The sequence below is a fragment of the Paenibacillus sp. SORGH_AS_0306 genome, assembly GCF_030819345.1.
Taxonomy (GTDB): Bacteria; Bacillota; Bacilli; order Paenibacillales; family Paenibacillaceae; genus Saccharibacillus; species Saccharibacillus kyungheensis.
In genome coordinates this window covers 4,239,006-4,258,056 of record NZ_JAUTBP010000001.1, presented here as the reverse complement: position 1 = coordinate 4,258,056, position 19,051 = coordinate 4,239,006, and the positions used below count along the sequence as shown (strand labels likewise).

Annotated in this window: 16 protein-coding genes; 6 read left to right on the top strand and 10 right to left on the bottom strand. The window is 40.9% G+C overall.

Features of this window, described 5'->3' with window-relative positions; all coding sequences use genetic code 11:
• Window positions 1–122: 122 nt before the first annotated feature.
• Window positions 123–1,202 carry a DNA alkylation repair protein gene (locus QE450_RS18825; protein ID WP_307301271.1) on the bottom strand — a complete coding sequence of 360 codons (1,080 nt, stop codon included), beginning with the start codon at window positions 1,200–1,202 and terminating at the stop codon, window positions 123–125.
• 102 nt (window positions 1,203–1,304) lie between these two features.
• On the opposite strand from QE450_RS18825, the gene QE450_RS18820 reads away from it, so the two are divergent.
• On the top strand, window positions 1,305–1,940 hold the full coding sequence (locus QE450_RS18820) for a nitroreductase family protein (protein ID WP_307301270.1): 636 nt from the start codon (window positions 1,305–1,307) through the stop codon (window positions 1,938–1,940).
• An 83-nt stretch (window positions 1,941–2,023) separates the two neighbouring features.
• On the opposite strand, the gene QE450_RS18815 is transcribed toward QE450_RS18820, so the two are convergent.
• The 3 genes from QE450_RS18815 to QE450_RS18805 form a co-directional block, all read right to left on the bottom strand.
• Window positions 2,024–3,610, bottom strand: a complete 1,587-nt coding sequence (locus QE450_RS18815; RefSeq protein ID WP_273614045.1) for an alpha-amylase — start codon at window positions 3,608–3,610, stop codon at window positions 2,024–2,026.
• 456 nt (window positions 3,611–4,066) lie between these two features.
• On the bottom strand, window positions 4,067–4,462 hold the full coding sequence (locus QE450_RS18810; RefSeq protein WP_204826008.1) for a rhodanese-like domain-containing protein: 396 nt from the start codon (window positions 4,460–4,462) through the stop codon (window positions 4,067–4,069).
• Between the two features lie 85 nt (window positions 4,463–4,547).
• Complete coding sequence (locus tag QE450_RS18805) at window positions 4,548–5,042, bottom strand: glutathione peroxidase (RefSeq protein ID WP_204826009.1); 495 nt, start codon at window positions 5,040–5,042, stop codon at window positions 4,548–4,550.
• Window positions 5,043–5,226: 184 nt separating this feature from the next.
• On the opposite strand from QE450_RS18805, the gene QE450_RS18800 reads away from it, so the two are divergent.
• A complete protein-coding gene (locus QE450_RS18800) occupies window positions 5,227–5,868 on the top strand; it encodes a pyroglutamyl-peptidase I (RefSeq protein ID WP_307301266.1) in 642 nt (213 codons plus the stop codon).
• A 90-nt stretch (window positions 5,869–5,958) separates the two neighbouring features.
• Here the strand turns inward: QE450_RS18800 and QE450_RS18795 are convergent, their stop codons facing one another.
• Window positions 5,959–6,294, bottom strand: coding sequence for a hypothetical protein (locus QE450_RS18795; protein WP_307301262.1), 336 nt, complete (start codon window positions 6,292–6,294; stop codon window positions 5,959–5,961).
• A gap of 20 nt (window positions 6,295–6,314) precedes the next feature.
• Window positions 6,315–7,253: an NADP-dependent oxidoreductase gene (locus QE450_RS18790; RefSeq protein ID WP_274171522.1), complete on the bottom strand. Its 939-nt coding sequence runs from the start codon at window positions 7,251–7,253 to the stop codon at window positions 6,315–6,317.
• A gap of 214 nt (window positions 7,254–7,467) precedes the next feature.
• On the opposite strand from QE450_RS18790, the gene QE450_RS18785 reads away from it, so the two are divergent.
• Genes QE450_RS18785 through QE450_RS18775 form a run of 3 tightly spaced genes read left to right on the top strand, consistent with a single transcriptional unit; the run spans window position 7,468 to window position 13,549 of the window.
• Window positions 7,468–10,605: a hybrid sensor histidine kinase/response regulator gene (locus QE450_RS18785; protein WP_307301260.1), complete on the top strand. Its 3,138-nt coding sequence runs from the start codon at window positions 7,468–7,470 to the stop codon at window positions 10,603–10,605.
• Window positions 10,602–11,726: a response regulator gene (locus tag QE450_RS18780; protein WP_307301258.1), complete on the top strand. Its 1,125-nt coding sequence runs from the start codon at window positions 10,602–10,604 to the stop codon at window positions 11,724–11,726. Before QE450_RS18785 ends, QE450_RS18780 begins: the two co-directional genes overlap by 4 nt.
• A 41-nt stretch (window positions 11,727–11,767) precedes the next feature.
• Complete coding sequence (locus QE450_RS18775) at window positions 11,768–13,549, top strand: S-layer homology domain-containing protein (RefSeq protein ID WP_307301256.1); 1,782 nt, start codon at window positions 11,768–11,770, stop codon at window positions 13,547–13,549.
• An 86-nt stretch (window positions 13,550–13,635) separates the two neighbouring features.
• On the opposite strand, the gene QE450_RS18770 is transcribed toward QE450_RS18775, so the two are convergent.
• The 4 genes from QE450_RS18770 to QE450_RS18755 form a co-directional block, all read right to left on the bottom strand.
• Window positions 13,636–14,502, bottom strand: a complete 867-nt coding sequence (locus tag QE450_RS18770) for an AraC family transcriptional regulator (protein ID WP_307301253.1) — start codon at window positions 14,500–14,502, stop codon at window positions 13,636–13,638.
• Window positions 14,503–14,577: 75 nt separating this feature from the next.
• Window positions 14,578–15,711, bottom strand: a complete 1,134-nt coding sequence (locus QE450_RS18765) for a Gfo/Idh/MocA family protein (RefSeq protein ID WP_307301251.1) — start codon at window positions 15,709–15,711, stop codon at window positions 14,578–14,580.
• Between the two features lie 37 nt (window positions 15,712–15,748).
• Window positions 15,749–16,882 (bottom strand): Gfo/Idh/MocA family protein, encoded by a 1,134-nt coding sequence (locus QE450_RS18760; RefSeq protein WP_307302765.1) that lies wholly within the window; start codon window positions 16,880–16,882, stop codon window positions 15,749–15,751.
• Window positions 16,812–17,789: a sugar phosphate isomerase/epimerase family protein gene (locus QE450_RS18755; RefSeq protein ID WP_307301249.1), complete on the bottom strand. Its 978-nt coding sequence runs from the start codon at window positions 17,787–17,789 to the stop codon at window positions 16,812–16,814. Before QE450_RS18755 ends, QE450_RS18760 begins: the two co-directional genes overlap by 71 nt.
• Before the next feature lie 210 nt (window positions 17,790–17,999).
• On the opposite strand from QE450_RS18755, the gene QE450_RS18750 reads away from it, so the two are divergent.
• Entirely contained in the window at window positions 18,000–19,031 is a 1,032-nt protein-coding gene (locus tag QE450_RS18750; protein ID WP_307301247.1) for a zinc-binding alcohol dehydrogenase family protein, read from the top strand.
• The last annotated feature ends 20 nt before the right edge of the window (window positions 19,032–19,051 follow it).

Genomic DNA, 19,051 nt, shown 5'->3' with positions numbered 1-19,051 from the left:
CAGGCAAACTATGGAGTATATCCACGGTTTACCTGCTTTTTGTATTTGGAATTCTTTTTTATTATTAGAATCAGAGTCATTTATCGCAGTTATATAGTATAGATCATACTATCCTGTCGTAGTTAAAGTTGTAATTGAAATGAAGCTTTATCTTGCTCTACACCATTAATATAGATCGATACATAATGAATACCTGCATAATATTTACGTGTAGTAATTTCTTTAAATAGATGCTTTTTACTCATAACATGGATGCCAGAAGCAAAAGATTTGGCTGTCCATTTGAACCGTTTAGGAGCATTTTTGCCGTTTGCTTTCATATGATGAATCTCGTAATCAATCCGCAACGATTGCTCTGTAGCCGATTCGTTAACCAGTGTAAATGAAAACTCAACATAATCGCCCATCATCACTGTAGTCGGCTGTACTTGAAAATGGGTTATATGTACGTCTTCACTGGCGATATAGCCGAACAATTGCAATATAGCAGGATGATCACGCTTCAGCAGTGTACGACAGCCGTGACGAACAATCCAATCTGTATGAGTATGATGACCATACCATTGTTGAGCTAACTCGGCGATACGATCAGGATGGTCTTTGGCAATATCATTTAGATGATTGGCTACACTTTTACGTACATAAAGCGAAGGATCGTTGTTAAGCTTGGTTAATCGTTCTAGCGTTGGCGATGGATCTTGAATAAATAAAGGCAACTGGGTCGCCCAGGGTAAGCGTGGACGGAATCCTTCGCTCGCCAGACGGCGTAGATGCTCATTATCGCTTACGATCCAGCGATCCATCTGCTCTAACATCTGTGCCGGATATCGAATAATAAAAGGACGTACAGCAAATTCAGCACTAGAATACACAGTGAATACTTCCAAAGCATATATTGACACATCCAAATGCTCCAGACCATTTAACTCTACATAATCCGGGAAAAATAAATATTCTACACCCCGACAGTAGGGAGCCGCCTGAATTAAGATATCGATAGCTTGCGGATAAGGTAGAGGAAGAGCAACCGTAATCGCTTCAGCAATATGCCGTAACCGTTGTTTGAAAGCAAGTTCGTGCCACCGATCATCATAAATCTGTTGCAAAAATAGATCTGCTTGGAACTCGGAAGATTGTTCTATCATCACATCAACAAAATGCTGTAAAAAAGATTCGCTAAATCGATCTTTAAAATTTTCCATCGTAGAACTCCAATCTTTTTGAATATAGGTATACATATTTATAATAACTAACCGATAAAAGAATATATACTATAAATTAGTTATAAGAAAGAGGGAAATACATTGGGAGAATTTTTGGATGTATACAAAGACAGAAGATCAGCAACCAAATTTGTACAGGATATTCAGATCACTGAGAAAGAATTAGATGAAATTTTCAACCTTGTTAAGCTTGCACCTTCTGCTTTTAATTTGCAACATGTTCATTATGTAGTCGTTAACGATACTGAAGGTAAGCAGAAAATGTATGAAGCTTCTGGTAAGCAATATAAAGTACTTACTTCATCGGCTGTGATTGTGGTGTTGGGCAATACACAAGCTCACCAGCATACAGCTGAGATTTATGAAGGTATGTTCAATCTAGGAATACTTAGCAAGCAAGAATATGATCAGACCGTGTCTTCTACGATCCAGTTTTATCAAGATCGAGGCGAGATTTTTCAAAAAGAAGAAGCGATTCGTAACGCAAGTCTATCTGCTATGGCATTGATGCTTATCGCCAAAGAAAAAGGCTGGGATACTTGTCCAATGATCGGCTTCGATCCGGTACAAGTTATGAACGAACTGGATATTCCAGATACCCATGTACCTGTTATGATGATTACTATTGGCAAAGAAGATACTTCCAGTCAAAGACCTCGCGGTTACCGCAAGCCTGTCGCTGAATTTGTAAGTTATCATCAGTTTCAATCCAATTAATATGTTCTTTTAATTATATAGCAAAAAAAGCGGAATATCTCCTTTGTATAAGGAGATATTCCGCTTTGATTTATGATCGACTATTATGAATTAGCAGGTTCATTGTCATGAGATTCATGGTGATCATGATCGGTTACAACGTTCGCTTCTAATTCTTCTCCTTCAGGAACAGCCACACAGCTGTCATCTTCATTGTCTTCTGTATGTTCGATATCCAGTTCAGGCAATGCCCATACCGATACGCTACCACCATTGACAGGGAAAGTCGCCCAACCGTCTTCTTCAATCGTGATATGATCTTCACGTGCATTGGTCATGTCTACCCAGATTTCACCAGCATGATCTTCACCGATAAACATCCGTTTGTCGCCACCATCACTATTAGACATCACGACTGCACAACCAGAGCGTTCGATCTCTTCGCTACCTTTACGTACCCAACCGATAATATTGGCATCATCGAAGTAATCATCTTGTTCACCATAAGCTTTGTGGTAACGAGAGTATAGCAAGCAATCCAGCATATCTTTTTTACCTTCTACTGGATGTTCGCCACCGATTCCGAAATAATCACCATAGAATACGCAAGGATATCCATCTTTACGTAGCAAAATCAATGAATATGCTAATGGTTTGAACCAATCTTCGATCCATGACTCTAACGCTTCATTTGGTTGAGAATCATGATTATCGACAAATGTTACTGCATTGGTCGGGTGAGTCTGTACCAGTGTATCGTTGAAAATCGTCGAAAGATCAAAAGCCGCTCCTGATTGAGAAGCTTCATGTAATTTGTAATGTAGTGATACATCAAATAGATCGATCTGATAGTCAACAGTATCCAAGAACTCCTGACAAGCAGCTAATTCAGGATTCCAGAATTCGCCAACGATATAGAAATCTTGTCCACGTTTGTTGATCATTTCGCCTACAAATTCACGTAGGAATTCATAGTTAATATGTTTAATAGCATCCAGACGGAAGCCGTCACAACGGGTGGTATCGATCATCCATTTACCCCAGTTGATCATTTCTTCACGAACTTCTGGAACATTATAATCTATGTTAGCAAACATCAAATAATCATAGTTACCAAATTCATTATCTACATTTTCATTCCATTGTTTGCCTTCATCAGCAATACGGAAAATACCTGTGCGTTCTGCACGAGCATCATAATCTGTACCATTGAAATGATGATAATCCCATTTGAAAGCAGAATATTCTTCGCCACGACCCGGGAAAGTGAACTTCGTCCAACCTTCGATTTCGAATGGCTCAGAAATTTCTTCTGTCCGGTTATTCGGATCGACTTCGATGACATGGAATGCTTCGGTTTCATCTGCTCCTGCTTTGTGATTCATGACTAGATCGGTATACACATTGATTCCAAGTCGGTGACAGGCAGCAATCGCATCTAGCAATTCTTTTTTGGTACCATATTTAGTACGTACCGATTCTTTTTGGTCAAATTCACCCAAATCATACAGATCATACACACCGTATCCTGTATCTTGTGGTGTATGCCCTTTGGTTACCGGTGGAATCCATACCGTTCCGATTCCTGCTTTTTTAAGGTCTTTTGCTGTCTCCTGCAATCTTTTCCAGTGTGAACCATCAGCCTCGACATGCCATTCAAAAAATTGCATCATTGTTACATTGCGACTCATCTATTATTACCCCCTTGATCTTTTCAAGCGAACGACCTGCCACCGGAGGAAGAAGAGAGACCATAACTCTCAAAAGTACCAATCTCGGCGTAGACTGCGTACGGCTGTGAAAAACATTACCCATTTAGTTAGGCATGTTAAACGTAGCAAAGTGAAGGTTATCGCTATAATGTAGAAGAGTATCTACTTTTAATAAGCGATTAAGCCCATTTGAGCAGGAATATCGCTCTATTTCGCCTTTTTTATAAAAATAATCTTTTAGCAACATCAGAACGACTTTTATAAAAATCCAAAAATGAGAACGATTACAAATAATAGCCATGATTATTTACCCTTATCAACAACAATCAAGTCAGTATGTAATGTAGAAAAGACGATAAACAAAAAGCCTTGAAAGCAATCTTCAAGGCTTCTTTTAAAAAATAAATAGACAATAATAGTTGTGAGGAAAATAAATTATGCTTCTTCGACTTCAAAGCCAGCTTGTTTCCATGCTGCTGTTCCGCCATCGATATAAGCTACATCAGTGAAGCCCATTTCTTTAAGAAGGTAAGCACCAAGAGCAGCTTGTCCGCCTGCACCACAAGTCACTAGAATCGGACGTGAACGATCTGACAAACGACCATCGCGCAGTTCTTCTGGCAATTGTAGATCAGCACGAATTGGCAACATACCCAACGTGATATTAGCGCTACTTGGAATTAGACCACAAGCTCCAGCGTCTTTAGCATCCTGTACATCAATAATAAATGTTTCAGGTTGTGCGTTGATTTTTTTGCGTGCTTCTTCAGAAGATACACCAGGTACGTTATTTCTTGCTTTTGTTACCATATCCGTAAATGTTAATGCCATTGTTCATCGACCTCCAGTTAGTTAGTGTAAAAGTAGTACTTCATCATTATTTTACCACAATTTAACAACTGTATTCAGCATACAATTAGTTTAACTTTTCACCAGCAAGTACTTTTTGAATATCACTTTCTACTTCTGCTGGATCAAGACGTGATGGATATTGTTTAACCACATTTCCCTTTTGGTCAACCAAGAATTTGGCAAAATTCCATTCGATCTCGCCTGTACGAGAAGGAGCAGGAGTCTCATTCACTAGATATTGGAACAATGGATGAGCAGTTTCACCAATCACATCTACTTTGGAGAATAGCGGGAAACTAACGTTATAGTTCACCTGACAAAAAGATTTGATATCTTCTTCTGTGCCTGGCTCTTGTCCTTTGAACTGGTTACAAGGGAAGCCAAGTACTTTGAATCCTTGTTCTTGATACGTATCGTATAATTTTTGCAGACCTTCATATTGAGGAGTTAGACCGCAACCACTTGCTGTATTCACGATAAGGAGTACATCACCATTGTAATCGGCAAGAGACTTTTCTTCTTTATCAATTGTTGTTGCTGAATAATCGTAGACTGACATTCTATTCCATCTCCTTTAAAAATGATTTTGCAAAATTTAATTTTCATAAATATATATCTTAATTGTAACGTATCCATTTTAAATGTCAATGTCCAACTTGATCAACTTCATGTAAACTGTAAACAAAGCAAAGGTCTTTTTTTTCTACAAATAGCACACCCGTATACGATACAGGAGGCGGTAAATGATGAAACTATTATTGTCTGGATTTGAACCATTTGGTGGTCATACTATCAATCCAACACAGTCTTTATTGCAAGCGATGGAAGATTATTCATTTACAGATATTTCGTTAGAACTGCATACGATCTTGTTACCTGTACACTATGATGAATGTGTCGAATTACTGCTTGCTGAGGTGGAGCGATTTCAGCCTGATATCATTATCGCTTGCGGGCTTGCAGCAGGACGTACAGCTGTTAATTTGGAGCGGATTGCAGTAAATATCAAAGACATCGAAGCTTCCAGTTATGCTGATAACCGTAACGAACGTCCACAAGATGTACCGATTCGGGCGAATGGACCGGATGGATTATTTTCAACGTTACCGATTCGTGTGATCACTGATCGATTGATTGAAAATGGGATTCCAGCCGTTATTTCCAATACAGCCGGAACGTTTATCTGTAACAATGTCATGTACGGTATGCTGGATTATGTACAGCAGTCCAGTCCGGGTGTTAGTGCAGGCTTTGTTCATTTTCCAGCTTCAACAGAAATGGCTCTGCATAAGCCAAGTCTTCCGACATTGCCGATCAACTTAATGTCCCGAGCACTACAATTAATTATACGTACGACAGTAGAGCAATTGCAAAAAGACGAATAATTGCCAGTCCTATCTGTAGTCTATTCTTATAGATAAAAAGCAAAAACCTCTTATTTCGGTGATCTATCGAAGTAAGAGGTTTTTGTGATGTTAACTTGTAGTAGAAGAGCGTGAACGTTGTCTACTGTACCATCGATAGATCCAGATGACGATTGCCCATATCAGACTGACCAACATAATCGGGAACATCAATAATAATGGAATATCAATTAACGCGCCTATTGGATCTGGATGAGTTAGTTGATAAATATACCCCGGCAGAAGAGCACACAATCCCAGTACAAATAAGATTGTCGTACCGATCCAGCTTTTACGAGAAAAACGTGAACCTGCCAAAATAATAAATAATAAAACCAACAATTCAATCAACCAGACTATGCGAAATAAAGGATCTGGAAACACACTTGCAGGATTAATCCATCCCATTGGAGATTGCACCACCGTTTCTATTCAAACGTGATTACAATTTTACCTTTAGCATGATGAGTAGCACTTAATTCATGAGCTTCTTGTAGACCTTTTTCAGAGAAAGGAATTTCAGTGCCGACGATGGCTTTGAGCTTGCCTTCAGCCATTAATAACGCTAACTTTTGCAATTGTTCGCCGTTAGGTTGTAACCAGATCGATTTGGCAGTCACATCGTATTGTGCTTTGAGCTTCTCATCCGGCTCCCCAACGATCGAGATTAAGCGTCCAGTACCGGGTTTGAGTACTTTGAAGCTATCGGCTTGAATCTTATCACCCATCGTATCAAATACCAGATCGACATCGGACAAGATTTCGGAGAAGTCAGCCGATTTGTAATCAATTATTTGATCTGCTCCTAATGATTCAAGAAATTCTTTATTTTTTTCACTAGCTGTTGTAATAACATGTGCACCTGCATTTTTAGCAAGTTGGATCGCAAGACTACCTACGCCACCTGCTCCTGCATGAATCAGTACCGTTTCACCGGCTTTCAATTGTCCATGATCGAACAGAGCTTGCCATGCAGTAAGTCCTGCTAACGGAATCGAAGCCGCTTCTTGAAAGGTCACACTAACAGGCAATGCTGCTAATAAATGATCATCTACCAGCGTGTACTCTGCATACGTACCAAAGCGCGTTGTTTCCGGACGAGCGAATACTTCATCTCCGATTTTCCATTCGGTAACCGCAGAGCCGACTTCTGTAATCACACCAGCAGCATCCCATCCCAAAATAATCGGAAACTCCCAATCCATCATTTGTTTTAAATAACCCGCACGTAATTTCCAGTCAATCGGATTGATCGAAGTCGCTTTTAATTTAACGACTACTTGATGTTCTCCGGGCACAGGATCAGGAACATTCATTTCTTTCAGTTCTTCTTTTTCACCGTATTGTTCGATTACAACTGCTTTCATTATTATTCCTCCTTATATGCTATGACTCTATAGTTAACATACACCAAATCATACATCTTGAATAATTAGTAAAAAGTCTAATTATTTTGCGTCAAAACCAACATTTCTGGATGCTTTTGACCGTTATATAGATTAGAACATGAACTATTTTGCGCAAATCTGCAAATGATTCTTACATAAATAGTAAACATCAGAAGAAGATGAAGGAGCCGTTATGAAAAAACAATGGCTAGTCCCCATAATTGTATTCTTATTAATCGCTTTGCCTGTATATGGATTTATCAGGCAATATCTTGACGATACAATCAAACATCCTGTCTCACAACATGGAGTCATGGATTTGCGTCAGTGGGATTACACAGCAGATGGCACGGTTCCCCTCAATGGAGAATGGGATATTTACCCCTCTGTTTTGCTGAATCCGCAAGATTTTCAACATGGAAAAGCAATATCGACGAATACTCCGGCTCAACCTATTCAAGTTCCTCAATCATGGAATAAAGTGATGGAGCAACATGGAGCTTCTGCTTTTGGATATGCAACGTATCATTTGCGTATTCTGGTAGCAGATCCAGAGCAAGCAGAACGCATGTATGGTATTCATGTCAAAAATATCCGTACAGCTAATCGCATCTTTATCAATGGACAACTTGTAGGATCTAGCGGGTCTCCGGGGACAACAGCTGCAACGACGATCCCTAACAATGTTCCTTATAACACATGGGTTCCTGTAAATGGCAATACGATAGATCTGGTTGTTCAAGTCTCGAATTATAGTTATTCGTCTGGTGGTATCGTTTATCCGATCAATTTTGGTGATCTGGCTTCGATTACTAAAGAACGTGAAATTTCGATTATTAGTGATATCGCAGTGATGGGAGGATTTCTGCTTCCCGGTCTGTATGTATTGATTCTTTATCATATGCGTCGTAAAGATCAGACCTTGCTATATCTAGGATTTTTCTGTATCGCTGCTTTTGTACATGTTCTAACACATGGAGAAAAGTTATTCAGTATGATATTACCCGATCTTTCCTACGATATTGTATTGCGTGTTCAACTCATCTGTTCGGTGACCTTCTATTATTGTTTGCTGTTTTATGTAAGCAAATCGTTACCGAATGTAGCTCATCGCTGGGTGTTACGTATGTATCGAATCATGTCTATCATCTTGCTGATTATGGCGTTAGCAACACCGACAACTTTTTTCACTCAGGTGGATAAAGGATGGTTTTTCTGTAACTTGCTTACAGTGGCATACATCCTCTATATCGTAGTAAGAGCGGTTATTCGCAAGCAACCGAATAGTCAGGCGATGCTGTTAAGTGTTCATAGTCTAGCGGTCGTTGCGATTATTAGTCTAATCAGTCTACGAGGGATTATCGACAATACAGTAATTATTCCTTTAGAAGTATTATTTTTTGTTATTACGCAGTGTCTGTTGATTGGTCGACAATTTGCCCTTTCTTTTCAACAAATCGAGAATCTATCTCAGCAATTGCTGACGTTAGATGAATTAAAAGATGAATTTATAGCCAATACATCACATGCGCTTCGTACCCCTTTACATGGCATGATCAATATGACGGAATCACTGATAGAAGGGGCGGCCGGGCCTGTAGCAGACCAGCAAGCGGAACAACTGATCTTAGTATCTTCAACAGGGCGTAAGCTAGCAGCATTAATCAACGATATTCTGGATTATTCCAAATTGAAAAATGGTGATCTGTTGTTAGATCGCAAAGCGGTTGATCTACGTACTGTTGCTGAATCCGTACTCGAAATTGTTAGTTACACCGCAGCAGGACGACAAATTGTATTTATCCAAGAATGGCCTGAATATGTACCTCCACTGTATACCGATGAAGATCGGTTAATTCAGATTTTATATAACTTGCTTGGCAATGCTGTGAAATTTACTGAACAAGGAGAGATTCGTTTTATTGTAGAAGTGGGTGCACAAGCGGTTACTTTTTCTGTAACAGATACAGGTATCGGGATCGAAGCAGATCGGTATGAAGATATTTTCAAATCATTTGAGCAAGGGTTAGGGCTATCAGAACAAAGTTATGCTGGTACAGGGCTAGGACTTAGCATCACCAAAAAGCTAGTCGAGCTGAACGATGGACAGATCACTGTAGACTCGGTTCCCGGTCAAGGATCTACATTTACAGTAACGTTGCCGACAGCGGATGTACCGATCACCAAAGAACTTACCACGTTCTCCAAACCGATCACTGTTCAACATGAAGTCAAACAATCGATCTCTAAAAACAAACCTGTGTTACAACGTGAAAAAGATGCAGTAGCACATAACGATGATGAATCATCTGTTGCTCCGCATACGCATGTTATTTTAATTGTCGATGATGATCCGATGAACTTGCAGGTGTTGAACAATATTTTATCGTTACAACAGTATGTGGTGATTGAAGCTCAAAGTGGGAAGCAAGCGCTGGATAAATTACGGTATCATCCGAAAATTGATCTAATGATTACCGATTGGATGATGCCAGGAATGTCTGGACTAGAATTATGCCGGCAGGTTCGTCAGCGGTATTCTCTATCTGAATTACCGATATTAATGTTGACTGCACGAAGTCGTCCTGAAGATATTCAGAATGGATTTGCAGCAGGGATTAATGATTTTCTAGGCAAGCCTGTTCATGCGATTGAATTAAGAGCACGTGTGAATACATTATTAGCACTCAAATCATCTGTACAGACTGTGTTACGGACAGAAATGGCTTTTTTACAAGCACAGATCAAGCCTCATTTTTTATACAATGCGCTAAATACGATTATTGCGATGTGTTCGATTGATCCAGATCAAGCTTCAGAATTGTTGATTGAGCTGAGTCAGTATTTACGGCGAAGTTTTGATTTTCAGAATCGAGATCAGTTAACGACATTGAATAAAGAAATCGAATTGATTCAATCGTATTTATTTTTGGAAAAAGCACGTTTTGATGAACGTTTGCAGATTGTATGGGATATTGATCGCGAAATCGGGCAAATGATTCCACCGCTTAGTATACAACCGCTTGTTGAAAATGCAGTGCGACATGGGCTGATGAACAGAGCAGCAGGCGGTATACTGACAATCTCGATTCAACAACAACAGAATGATCTATTCGTACGTATTCACGATGATGGTATCGGTATCGCACCTGAAAAGATTCAAGCGTTGTTAGCAGGCGAGTCTGCGGCGTCTGCCAATAGTGGTGTAGGTGTGATTAATATTCACAAACGTCTACTCGCAATGTACGGGGAAGGGCTACAAATTGAAAGTACTATCGGTAAAGGAACAACGGTAAGCTTTATGATTCCGGGAGGTGAAATAAGCGCATGAGAGCGATTTTGATCGATGATGAAAAACCAGCATTGTTACACTTGGAAAAACTGTTAAACAAAGATGGCAATATTGAGGTTGTTGGAAAATATACATTTGCTCAAGCAGGGATCGATCATTTGAAAAAAGACAAAACCGATATTGTTTTTCTCGATATTGGGATGCCTGAGATTAATGGGCTAGAAGCGGCTGAATATATTCAACAGATTGATCATAGAATCAAAATTATTTATATTACAGCCTATTCTGAATATGCTTTAGAAGCATTTGAATTAAATGCACTGGATTATATATTAAAACCGATTGTGCCTGTTCGTTTTCAAAAAACGTTAGAACGGATACGCAATTCGATTCCAACTACTCAAGCGGTAGAGACCGAGCCTACTGAAGATATGGTCAAAGTATTATGCTTTAAGCGGCTTACTTTACAAGATGGACACCATGATGGCAAAAAACTAAAATGGCGTACGATGAAAGCTCAAGAGTTGTTTGCTTTTCTGATGCATCACAAAGGAGAATGGGTCTCCAAAGAAAAAATTATAGATGCGTTATGGCCGGAATATACAGAAGAAAAAGCAACCACTCATTTGCATACATCGGTATATCAGATTCGGAAGTTGCTCAAAGAATGGGGTATCACTACCAAGCTGGAATATGCACAAGAAGGATATCGATTGAATCAAGAAGGTATTATGAATGATGTAGATCGATTTGAAGCAGGGATTCAAGCGGACAAAGATTATGCCGAAGATTGCTATCATCAAAATGAACACTTGTTATCGTTATATCGCGGTGATTATTTAGAAGAACATGATTACCCATGGGCAAGTATTCGTCGTCAAAATTTATTGCAAGCTTATATGAATCTACTTTTCACAACCGCTCAATATGAGATCAATCATAATCGGGAACAACAAGCTATTCAGCGTCTATTAAGCGCATGGCAAAAAGATCCGTATTCAGAAGAAATTTGCCGATTGTTAATGACTGCGTATGCCAGTATCGGTCATTATGCTTTGCTGACAAGTTGCTATCGAAGTTTTGTGAATTTACTACAAGAAGATCTAGGCATTGAACCTCAAAAAGAAACGATACAATTATATCAACGACTTCACCAATAAATGACCAAATATATAATTATAAAAAGGATAGGGGGTTCGCGATGGCGCATTATCGTGGACGTGATATCAGTCGGTATTCGCTGTATATCTGTTGCATCAGTCTGCTAATGATGGTGGCTTGGGGATGGGGAGCTGTACAAGATGTTCAAGCAGCCGAACAATCCACTTCATCAGACAGCTTATCATCGCCTGTTGTACTAGCAGGGTCATCGGTGGATCTAGCGGATGTAGGTGTGAATATTCTAGCAGGGTGGCTAACAGGGACGACCACAGCGATGGAATATAGCATAGATTCTACTAACGGCACCAATGGTACATGGGTTCAAGCAGAAATGATCGTTACACCTGTACAATGGCAACCGGGTTATCTGTATATTCGAGAACAAGCAGATCCTACTAATATTCGCTTAGTAGCGGTTATACAGTTGGGTAGAGATGGCGCTTATATATTTGTCGATCCTACCGTAACATCTATTGCCCCAACGACTGTAGATTCGTCGCTTGCAGAACCTGTTATCGGATCACGGGATTCCGCAGATATGGCAACGACTCCTATGGTTACGAATGATGAGAATAGTACAGAGACGAAGCCGTTAGTTACAATCGAGCCGGCTACAGATTCTACTTTGCCTACCATTCACATCAACAATCCTTTAGCGATTCAACAACTAACAGCGAACAATGATCATCAATTAACGATTTCAATCCCAAAAGATCAACCATCGATTCAAGTACCGATTGAAGGTTCATTATTACAAGCATTGTATGAGCAACAGGGTTCGCTGATAATTGTGTGTCCGCAGGTAACGTACACTTTGCCTATCGCTATACTACCGCAACAACAATTGATTCAATCATTTACTAACTCGCCATCAGCGGTCACTCCGATTACGCTAATTATCAATATCAGTACACCATCCAGTAGTGAGTTAGCACCTTTGCAATCTATTGTGAACCAACAAGGGCTGACGATGATCGGTTCTCCGGTAGGGATTCAATTACATGCTGAATATAACGGACAGACAGTAGCCGTGAATCCGCAGGGAAGTGACCAAAGTCTCGACGTAACAATGTCAGTACCGAATACAACCTCTACTCATTCTGCTAATGCTACAGCCACTACAGCGATTGTGTATCATAGTGATCAGACGATCAATCCTGTTCCTACAGTGATCTCACCCTCATCATCAGCAGACAGTCAATCACTAGCACATATTCATGGATGGAGTAACGGTATCTATGCACTGATAGCTCATCATCCATCTTTTGTCGATATGACTACACATTGGAGCCGTACAGATGTGAATGATATGGCTTCAAGGCTTGTTGTAACAGGGGAAAAAGGAGGAGTCTTTGCACCGGATCGACTGGTAACCCGGGCGGAATTTGCAGCGATGATTGTTAGAGCACTGGGATTGTCGGCGGAACCTAGCAAAATTACTTTTTCCGATGTGCATGATTCTGATTGGTATGCTGGTGTGATTGGCAGTGCCAGTAATCATGGATTGATCGAAGGATATAACGATACTACATTTCGCCCGAATCAACAGATTACCCGCGAAGAAGCAAGCGAAATATTGAGTCATGCGATGAAATTAACAGGCTTGAGTACAGATATTACGACCAATGAAGCCAATGCACAGCTAAGCGGTTTTTCCGATCGCAAGCAAGTCTCCAATTGGGCTGTGCCTGCACTGGCTTTGGCTGTCAAATATCATATTGTTGAAGGGAATCAAGGAGCTATAGAGCCACAAAGCGATGTGTCACGTGCACAAGCAACAACTATGATTCGCCGATTGTTACAACGATCCGGTTGGATCTAATCCAACTTAACTGAAATAAAGACTACAATACAATAAAAGCCTATCCCTAAAACGTATCATAACAGGGGTAGGCTTTTGTCATAGAGTTAGTGTTCATTGATCGCATCCTGTAACCACCGGGCACGATATACTTCAGGCGAACAACCAACCATTTGTTTGAATAATCGGCTAAAATGAGTCAATTGCTTGAATCCTACCAATCGGCTAGCTTCAGTGATCGATAGATCGGATTGGTATTGCAATAATAAAGTAGCTTGTGTAATCCGCCGATTGTATAGATATTTGAATACTGTAGTTCCTGTCGATTGCTTGAATACACTCGCAATATAAGGCTTGGATAAATGAAGATGATCGGCAATATCATCCAAAGTGATATCGTTCATATAATGGGCTTCGATATAATCCAGAATCGCTTGCGCATATCCTGATTTTCCAATCCGTTCATAAGTGATATGTTCTTGCTTACAACGTTCAGCAAGCAGTGATAGTAGATCACACATCCGCATTATAAATCGCAAAGATACTTTTTCATTTGGCTCAGGAGCGATCTGTTGTAGATAAGCTAACGACTGCTCCCATTCTGCTTGTTGTTCTGGATTGAGAGACAGCCGACAATTCCCGATATGTTCAAAAGGATACAGCAATTCCGAGATATGTTCAGGTTGAATATAATTGTGTAACACCGCTGGATCGAAATGCAAAATCGAGCGAATATACGGTTGATCAGGTGCAGGATGAGGGCGATGCAAAGTCATACCGTGCATCAATAACACATCACCCGGACGCAGATCATAGCTACGGTCTCCTATAATGTAGGTGCACACGCCAGCATGAAAATAATAAATCTCATAATGTAAATGAGAGTGGAATCCGTCTACAGTCGGTGGCTGAAAAGGCATTTCCGAGCGATATCCATAAGTCACAGACTGGTCTAAGCGCAATGTATTAGGCATCTTGCCAGTATACCTCCTGCAATGGGGTCTATTCATCAGATGATCTTGACTCCATTGTAACACTGGCAGAGAGCGCTAGGACAGACGATTGGCCAAAGGAGCAGTATTAAATCCTTGCAGTGCGTTTGTTCTTATCCACGCTTGTTGTTGTGCAAGCAGACATAATTCAGCGGCTTTGAACGCATGCTCTTGAGTCATTGCATGTTCAGTTCGCTCTAATACATCTAGAATCAACTGACCGAAAAATGGAAAGCCTACTTTACCTTTAACTTCAAAATGATATTCCCCTTCATGATTAACAAGATAGACATGATCACCTGTGTTATCCCGAGCAATATCTACATATTTACGCAGTTCAATATAACCGTCTGTCCCTAGAATGGTAGTGCGTCCATCTCCCCATGTGCTCAGACCTTCAGGGGTAAACCAATCTACACGCATATATCCTGAAGCGCCACTATTGCCTAGCAATGAAATTTCACCGAAATCTTCTAATTCAGGATACTGCTGATGATGAAAATTAGCGACACGACTATGCTGAATTGTCGCATCTGTAGAACCGGTAAATGTCAAAAATTGCTCAATCTGATGACTGCCAATATCGCAAAGAATACCTCCATATCGTTCACGCTCAAAAAACCACTCCGGTCGCTTTGTTGCTTGCAAGCGATGTGGGCCTGTACCCATAACCTGTACTATTTGTCCGATAGCACCTTGTTGAATAAGTTGTTCTGCATAGACAGCACTTTCTACATGCAGGCGCTCGCTATAGTAGACCATATATTTGCGTCCACTACGAACGGTTTCGACTTTGGCTTGGGTTAATTGTTCTAATGTCGTGAAAGGCGCTTTGTCGGTAAAATAATCTTTGCCAGCTTGCATCACCTGTATGCCAAGCGGTCCCCGATCTGCTGGAATAGCAGCGGCAGCGACCAGAAGAATCTTTTCATCTTGTAAAATATGTTCTAAGGTTGGCGCAACGCTCACTTGAGGAAATTGCTTGCAAAATTGCTGTACTTTGAGCGGATCAGGATCGTATACCCATTTTAGCGTAGCACCGGCTTGTATCAGTCCTTCGCACATTCCGTAGATATGCCCGTGATCCAGTGCAGCCACAGCAATTTGACATTGATCGGGTGCGCAGACCGTTTGGGATTGATATTCACTAGTTGGTGCGTAGAACATACCGTCTTTTTGCGAATGACTCATAGTGTAATCTCCTTAACATAGCTTGGTTTGGTTTCTATTATTTATAAGTAGCACTTAGATCAGCAGGCAATTGATCTGCCGAAGAATGAGGCTTGGCAATAGAAGATTGTTGTTTGCGTTGCTCCAATTCATGCTCAAATTGCTCTTCACTCACAGGTAGTTCTACCCAATCATCGATCCATGTCGACAAATACATCGCATTGGATAGACTTAGACCACGAATCCCTTCTTCGCCAGGAGCAATCAATGGAGTACCATGCTGAATACTTTCAATCCAATTACGTATAATGCCAGGATGTCCAGTCTCGATCCCTTCAATCGGAATCTCACATTTCCAACATTCAGGATGTCCGAACTTGCCTGTGTATTGTTGATTAAATAATGTCTCGGATTCACGCAAACGCCAGAATGTTAGCGTATCGTTTTCGATCACGATTTTGCCTTGATCACCTGTAATTTCAAATCGATTACTACCCGGATATTCGCCTGTAGTTGTAATAAAAACGGCTGTTGCGCCATTCTCATACTCTGCATAGGCAGTCACATCATCTTCCACTTCTATATTTCGATATTTACCGAACTGGCAAAAAGCACGTATTCGGGTTGGCATCATTCCTGTTGTCCATTGCAACAAATCAAGCTGGTGCGGACATTGGTTGATCAATACACCGCCGCCTTCACCACTCCATGTTGCCCGCCAACCACCGGAATCATAATAACTTTGCGAGCGATACCAGTTCGTAATAATCCAATTCAGACGTCTGATCTCTCCTAATTCTCCTGAAGAAATCAAGTCTTTTAATTTGATATAAAGTGGATTGGTGCGTTGATTGTACATAATCGAAAATACACTGCCACTTGCTGCTGCCGCTTCGTTCATTTCCCGTACTTGTCTGGTGTATACGCCAGCAGGTTTTTCTACAAGAACATGAATACCTTTGGCAAATGCGAGCGCAGCTTGTCTGGCATGATCATAATGTGGAGTCGCTAGAATCACCGCATCTACTGTTCCAGAAGAGAGCATGTCTTCGGCATTGCTCCAAAATGCAATAGTTGGTGATAGCTGTTCACTCACCCAATCACGCATCATTTCGCGAATATCACAGACAGCGACCAGTTCTGCCCCGATAATCGTCCCTGATAATAATGTACGAGCATGAGCACTCCCCATATTCCCGACACCAATAATACCTACACGTATAGTAGAAGATGTATCTTTCATCGTTGACCCTCCTTGATAGACTGTCCGGCAAGTTCACGAAATGATCTGGCAAAATACGATAACATTTCAAACGAATCCATTTGCCCGCGCTAAAATCTTCAACACCCAGATAACCGTCATAGCCTACACTTTGCAAATCGCTAATGATCTGTTGCCAAGGTACAATCCCTTCAAGTATAGGAGCCCACTGACACTGCCATTGCTGATCTTGCTGAATCCATGCTGCATTTTTGACATGAACATGAGCGAGATAAGGCCCTAGCAATTGAAGCCCCATCCGGTAATTTTCATATCCTTCATGTACCATATTGCCGGGATCGTATAACACACCTACATACTGTGGATCCAGATGTTCGACCAGACGTAACGCCGCAGAAGCACTAGCAGCAATCGTCTGATGATGGGTCTCTATTAGAGCTTGAATCCCGTATTGTTGAGATAATTCTTGTACACTGGAAAGGTAACGGGTAGCTTCTGCATCCAGATCGCGATAATGACGGCTACGATCATACATGGGTACACCGACACGCATCATCGAAGCCCCTAATTGGCTGGCAGTGGCAAACGCATGATGGGTACTGTCCAGATCCCCACATTTCAGATAAGGAACAAGAGCAATCGACTCTAATTGATGTTGTTGTACAGATTGCTTGATAATAGAAACACTAGGTTCAGTATGTTCTGGATCAATCGAACAACGATTATGTCGCCAAAAAGAAGGAGCTTCTGCTTGCGCATCTTGCGGAATAGCAGCAAAGCGCCACTCAATCCCGTCTATACCTGCCTGTGTAGCTGCTGTTATCAATTGTTCTGGTGTAAGATCAGGCGTACATACAGTAAACACTGAAAGTTTCATACGTAAATAGTCAGCTCCTTCATCATCGGTTAGGATAAAAACAAATACATTGATTTGCACAATGTACCATGTATTTGTATCCAATAAGAGGATCGAAGCGTAGAAGTAGAATAAGGGATAAACAAAAGAGAAAAGCGGTTAGTGTGAGATAAATGAATAACGGGTAAATATACAGTAACGACATACATAGATACCGAAAGGATGAAAACAATGAGTATAATGAAAGCTGTAGGAGTAACCCGTTATTTGCCAATTGATCAACCGGATAGTCTATTGGATGTAGAAATACCCAAACCATCTGCTAGCGGACGTGATCTGCTTGTGCAAGTTCAAGCGATTTCGGTGAACCCTGTAGATACAAAGATTCGAGCACCCAAAGATCAAGTCGAGGAGAATCCTCGTATTCTAGGCTGGGATGTAGCTGGAACTGTTGTTGAAGTAGGAGAGCACGTGACCGATTTTCAGATCGGGGACGAAGTCTTTTATGCAGGAAGTGTGACAAGAGCAGGAGGTAACAGTGAATACCATCTGGTTGATGAACGTATTGTAGGTCATAAGCCGAAGTCACTTGATTTCGCTGCGGCTGCTGCGTTGCCGTTAACATCACTGACAGCATGGGAAGCTATTCATGAACGTCTAGGTATCTCTGAGGATGCGTCAGCGAACTCGGGTCAGACGATTCTGATTATCAATGCCGCAGGTGGCGTCGGTTCTATCGCTACACAGATTGCTCAGCAAGCAGGTCTAACAGTGATCGGTACAGCGTCTCGTTCAGAGACAACCGATTGGGCTAGAGCACATGGAGCTGATCATGTGATTAATCATCATGATGAATTTGTTCCTCAATTGCAAAAGATAGGTATCTCTGATGTGAATTATATTTTATGCTTAAATCATACTGATCAACACTGGCAACATATGGCGGATGCGATCGCTCCTCAAGGCAAAATCTGTTCGATTGTAGAAACAGAGCAACCGATTGATCTGGAAGCACTCAAAAATAAAAGTGCTACCTTTGTGTGGGAATTCATGTTCACCCGTTCAATGTATGAGACAGACGATATGAACGAGCAAGGTGTGATTTTGAACCGGATTGCGACTCAGATTGATGAAGGCAAGCTTCGCACGACAGAGACGAAGCGTCTGCGTCCGATTAATACGGCTCAATTGCAAGAAGCTCATCGTTTGCTAGAAGCAGGAGATATGATCGGCAAATTGGTATTAGAAGGCTTTGAATCTTAATCAATATCTTGATCTATATA

Coding starts and splice junctions, on each gene's coding strand:
- QE450_RS18825 (WP_307301271.1), bottom strand. CDS start 1,202: ATGGAAAATTTTAAAGATCGATTTAGCGAATCTTTTTTACAGCATTTT.
- QE450_RS18815 (WP_273614045.1), bottom strand. CDS start 3,610: ATGAGTCGCAATGTAACAATGATGCAATTTTTTGAATGGCATGTCGAG.
- QE450_RS18810 (WP_204826008.1), bottom strand. CDS start 4,462: ATGGCATTAACATTTACGGATATGGTAACAAAAGCAAGAAATAACGTA.
- QE450_RS18805 (WP_204826009.1), bottom strand. CDS start 5,042: ATGTCAGTCTACGATTATTCAGCAACAACAATTGATAAAGAAGAAAAG.
- QE450_RS18800 (WP_307301266.1), top strand. CDS start 5,227: ATGATGAAACTATTATTGTCTGGATTTGAACCATTTGGTGGTCATACT.
- QE450_RS18795 (WP_307301262.1), bottom strand. CDS start 6,294: ATGGGATGGATTAATCCTGCAAGTGTGTTTCCAGATCCTTTATTTCGC.
- QE450_RS18790 (WP_274171522.1), bottom strand. CDS start 7,253: ATGAAAGCAGTTGTAATCGAACAATACGGTGAAAAAGAAGAACTGAAA.
- QE450_RS18785 (WP_307301260.1), top strand. CDS start 7,468: ATGAAAAAACAATGGCTAGTCCCCATAATTGTATTCTTATTAATCGCT.
- QE450_RS18780 (WP_307301258.1), top strand. CDS start 10,602: ATGAGAGCGATTTTGATCGATGATGAAAAACCAGCATTGTTACACTTG.
- QE450_RS18775 (WP_307301256.1), top strand. CDS start 11,768: ATGGCGCATTATCGTGGACGTGATATCAGTCGGTATTCGCTGTATATC.
- QE450_RS18770 (WP_307301253.1), bottom strand. CDS start 14,502: ATGCCTAATACATTGCGCTTAGACCAGTCTGTGACTTATGGATATCGC.
- QE450_RS18765 (WP_307301251.1), bottom strand. CDS start 15,711: ATGAGTCATTCGCAAAAAGACGGTATGTTCTACGCACCAACTAGTGAA.
- QE450_RS18760 (WP_307302765.1), bottom strand. CDS start 16,882: ATGGGGAGTGCTCATGCTCGTACATTATTATCAGGGACGATTATCGGG.
- QE450_RS18755 (WP_307301249.1), bottom strand. CDS start 17,789: ATGAAACTTTCAGTGTTTACTGTATGTACGCCTGATCTTACACCAGAA.
- QE450_RS18750 (WP_307301247.1), top strand. CDS start 18,000: ATGAGTATAATGAAAGCTGTAGGAGTAACCCGTTATTTGCCAATTGAT.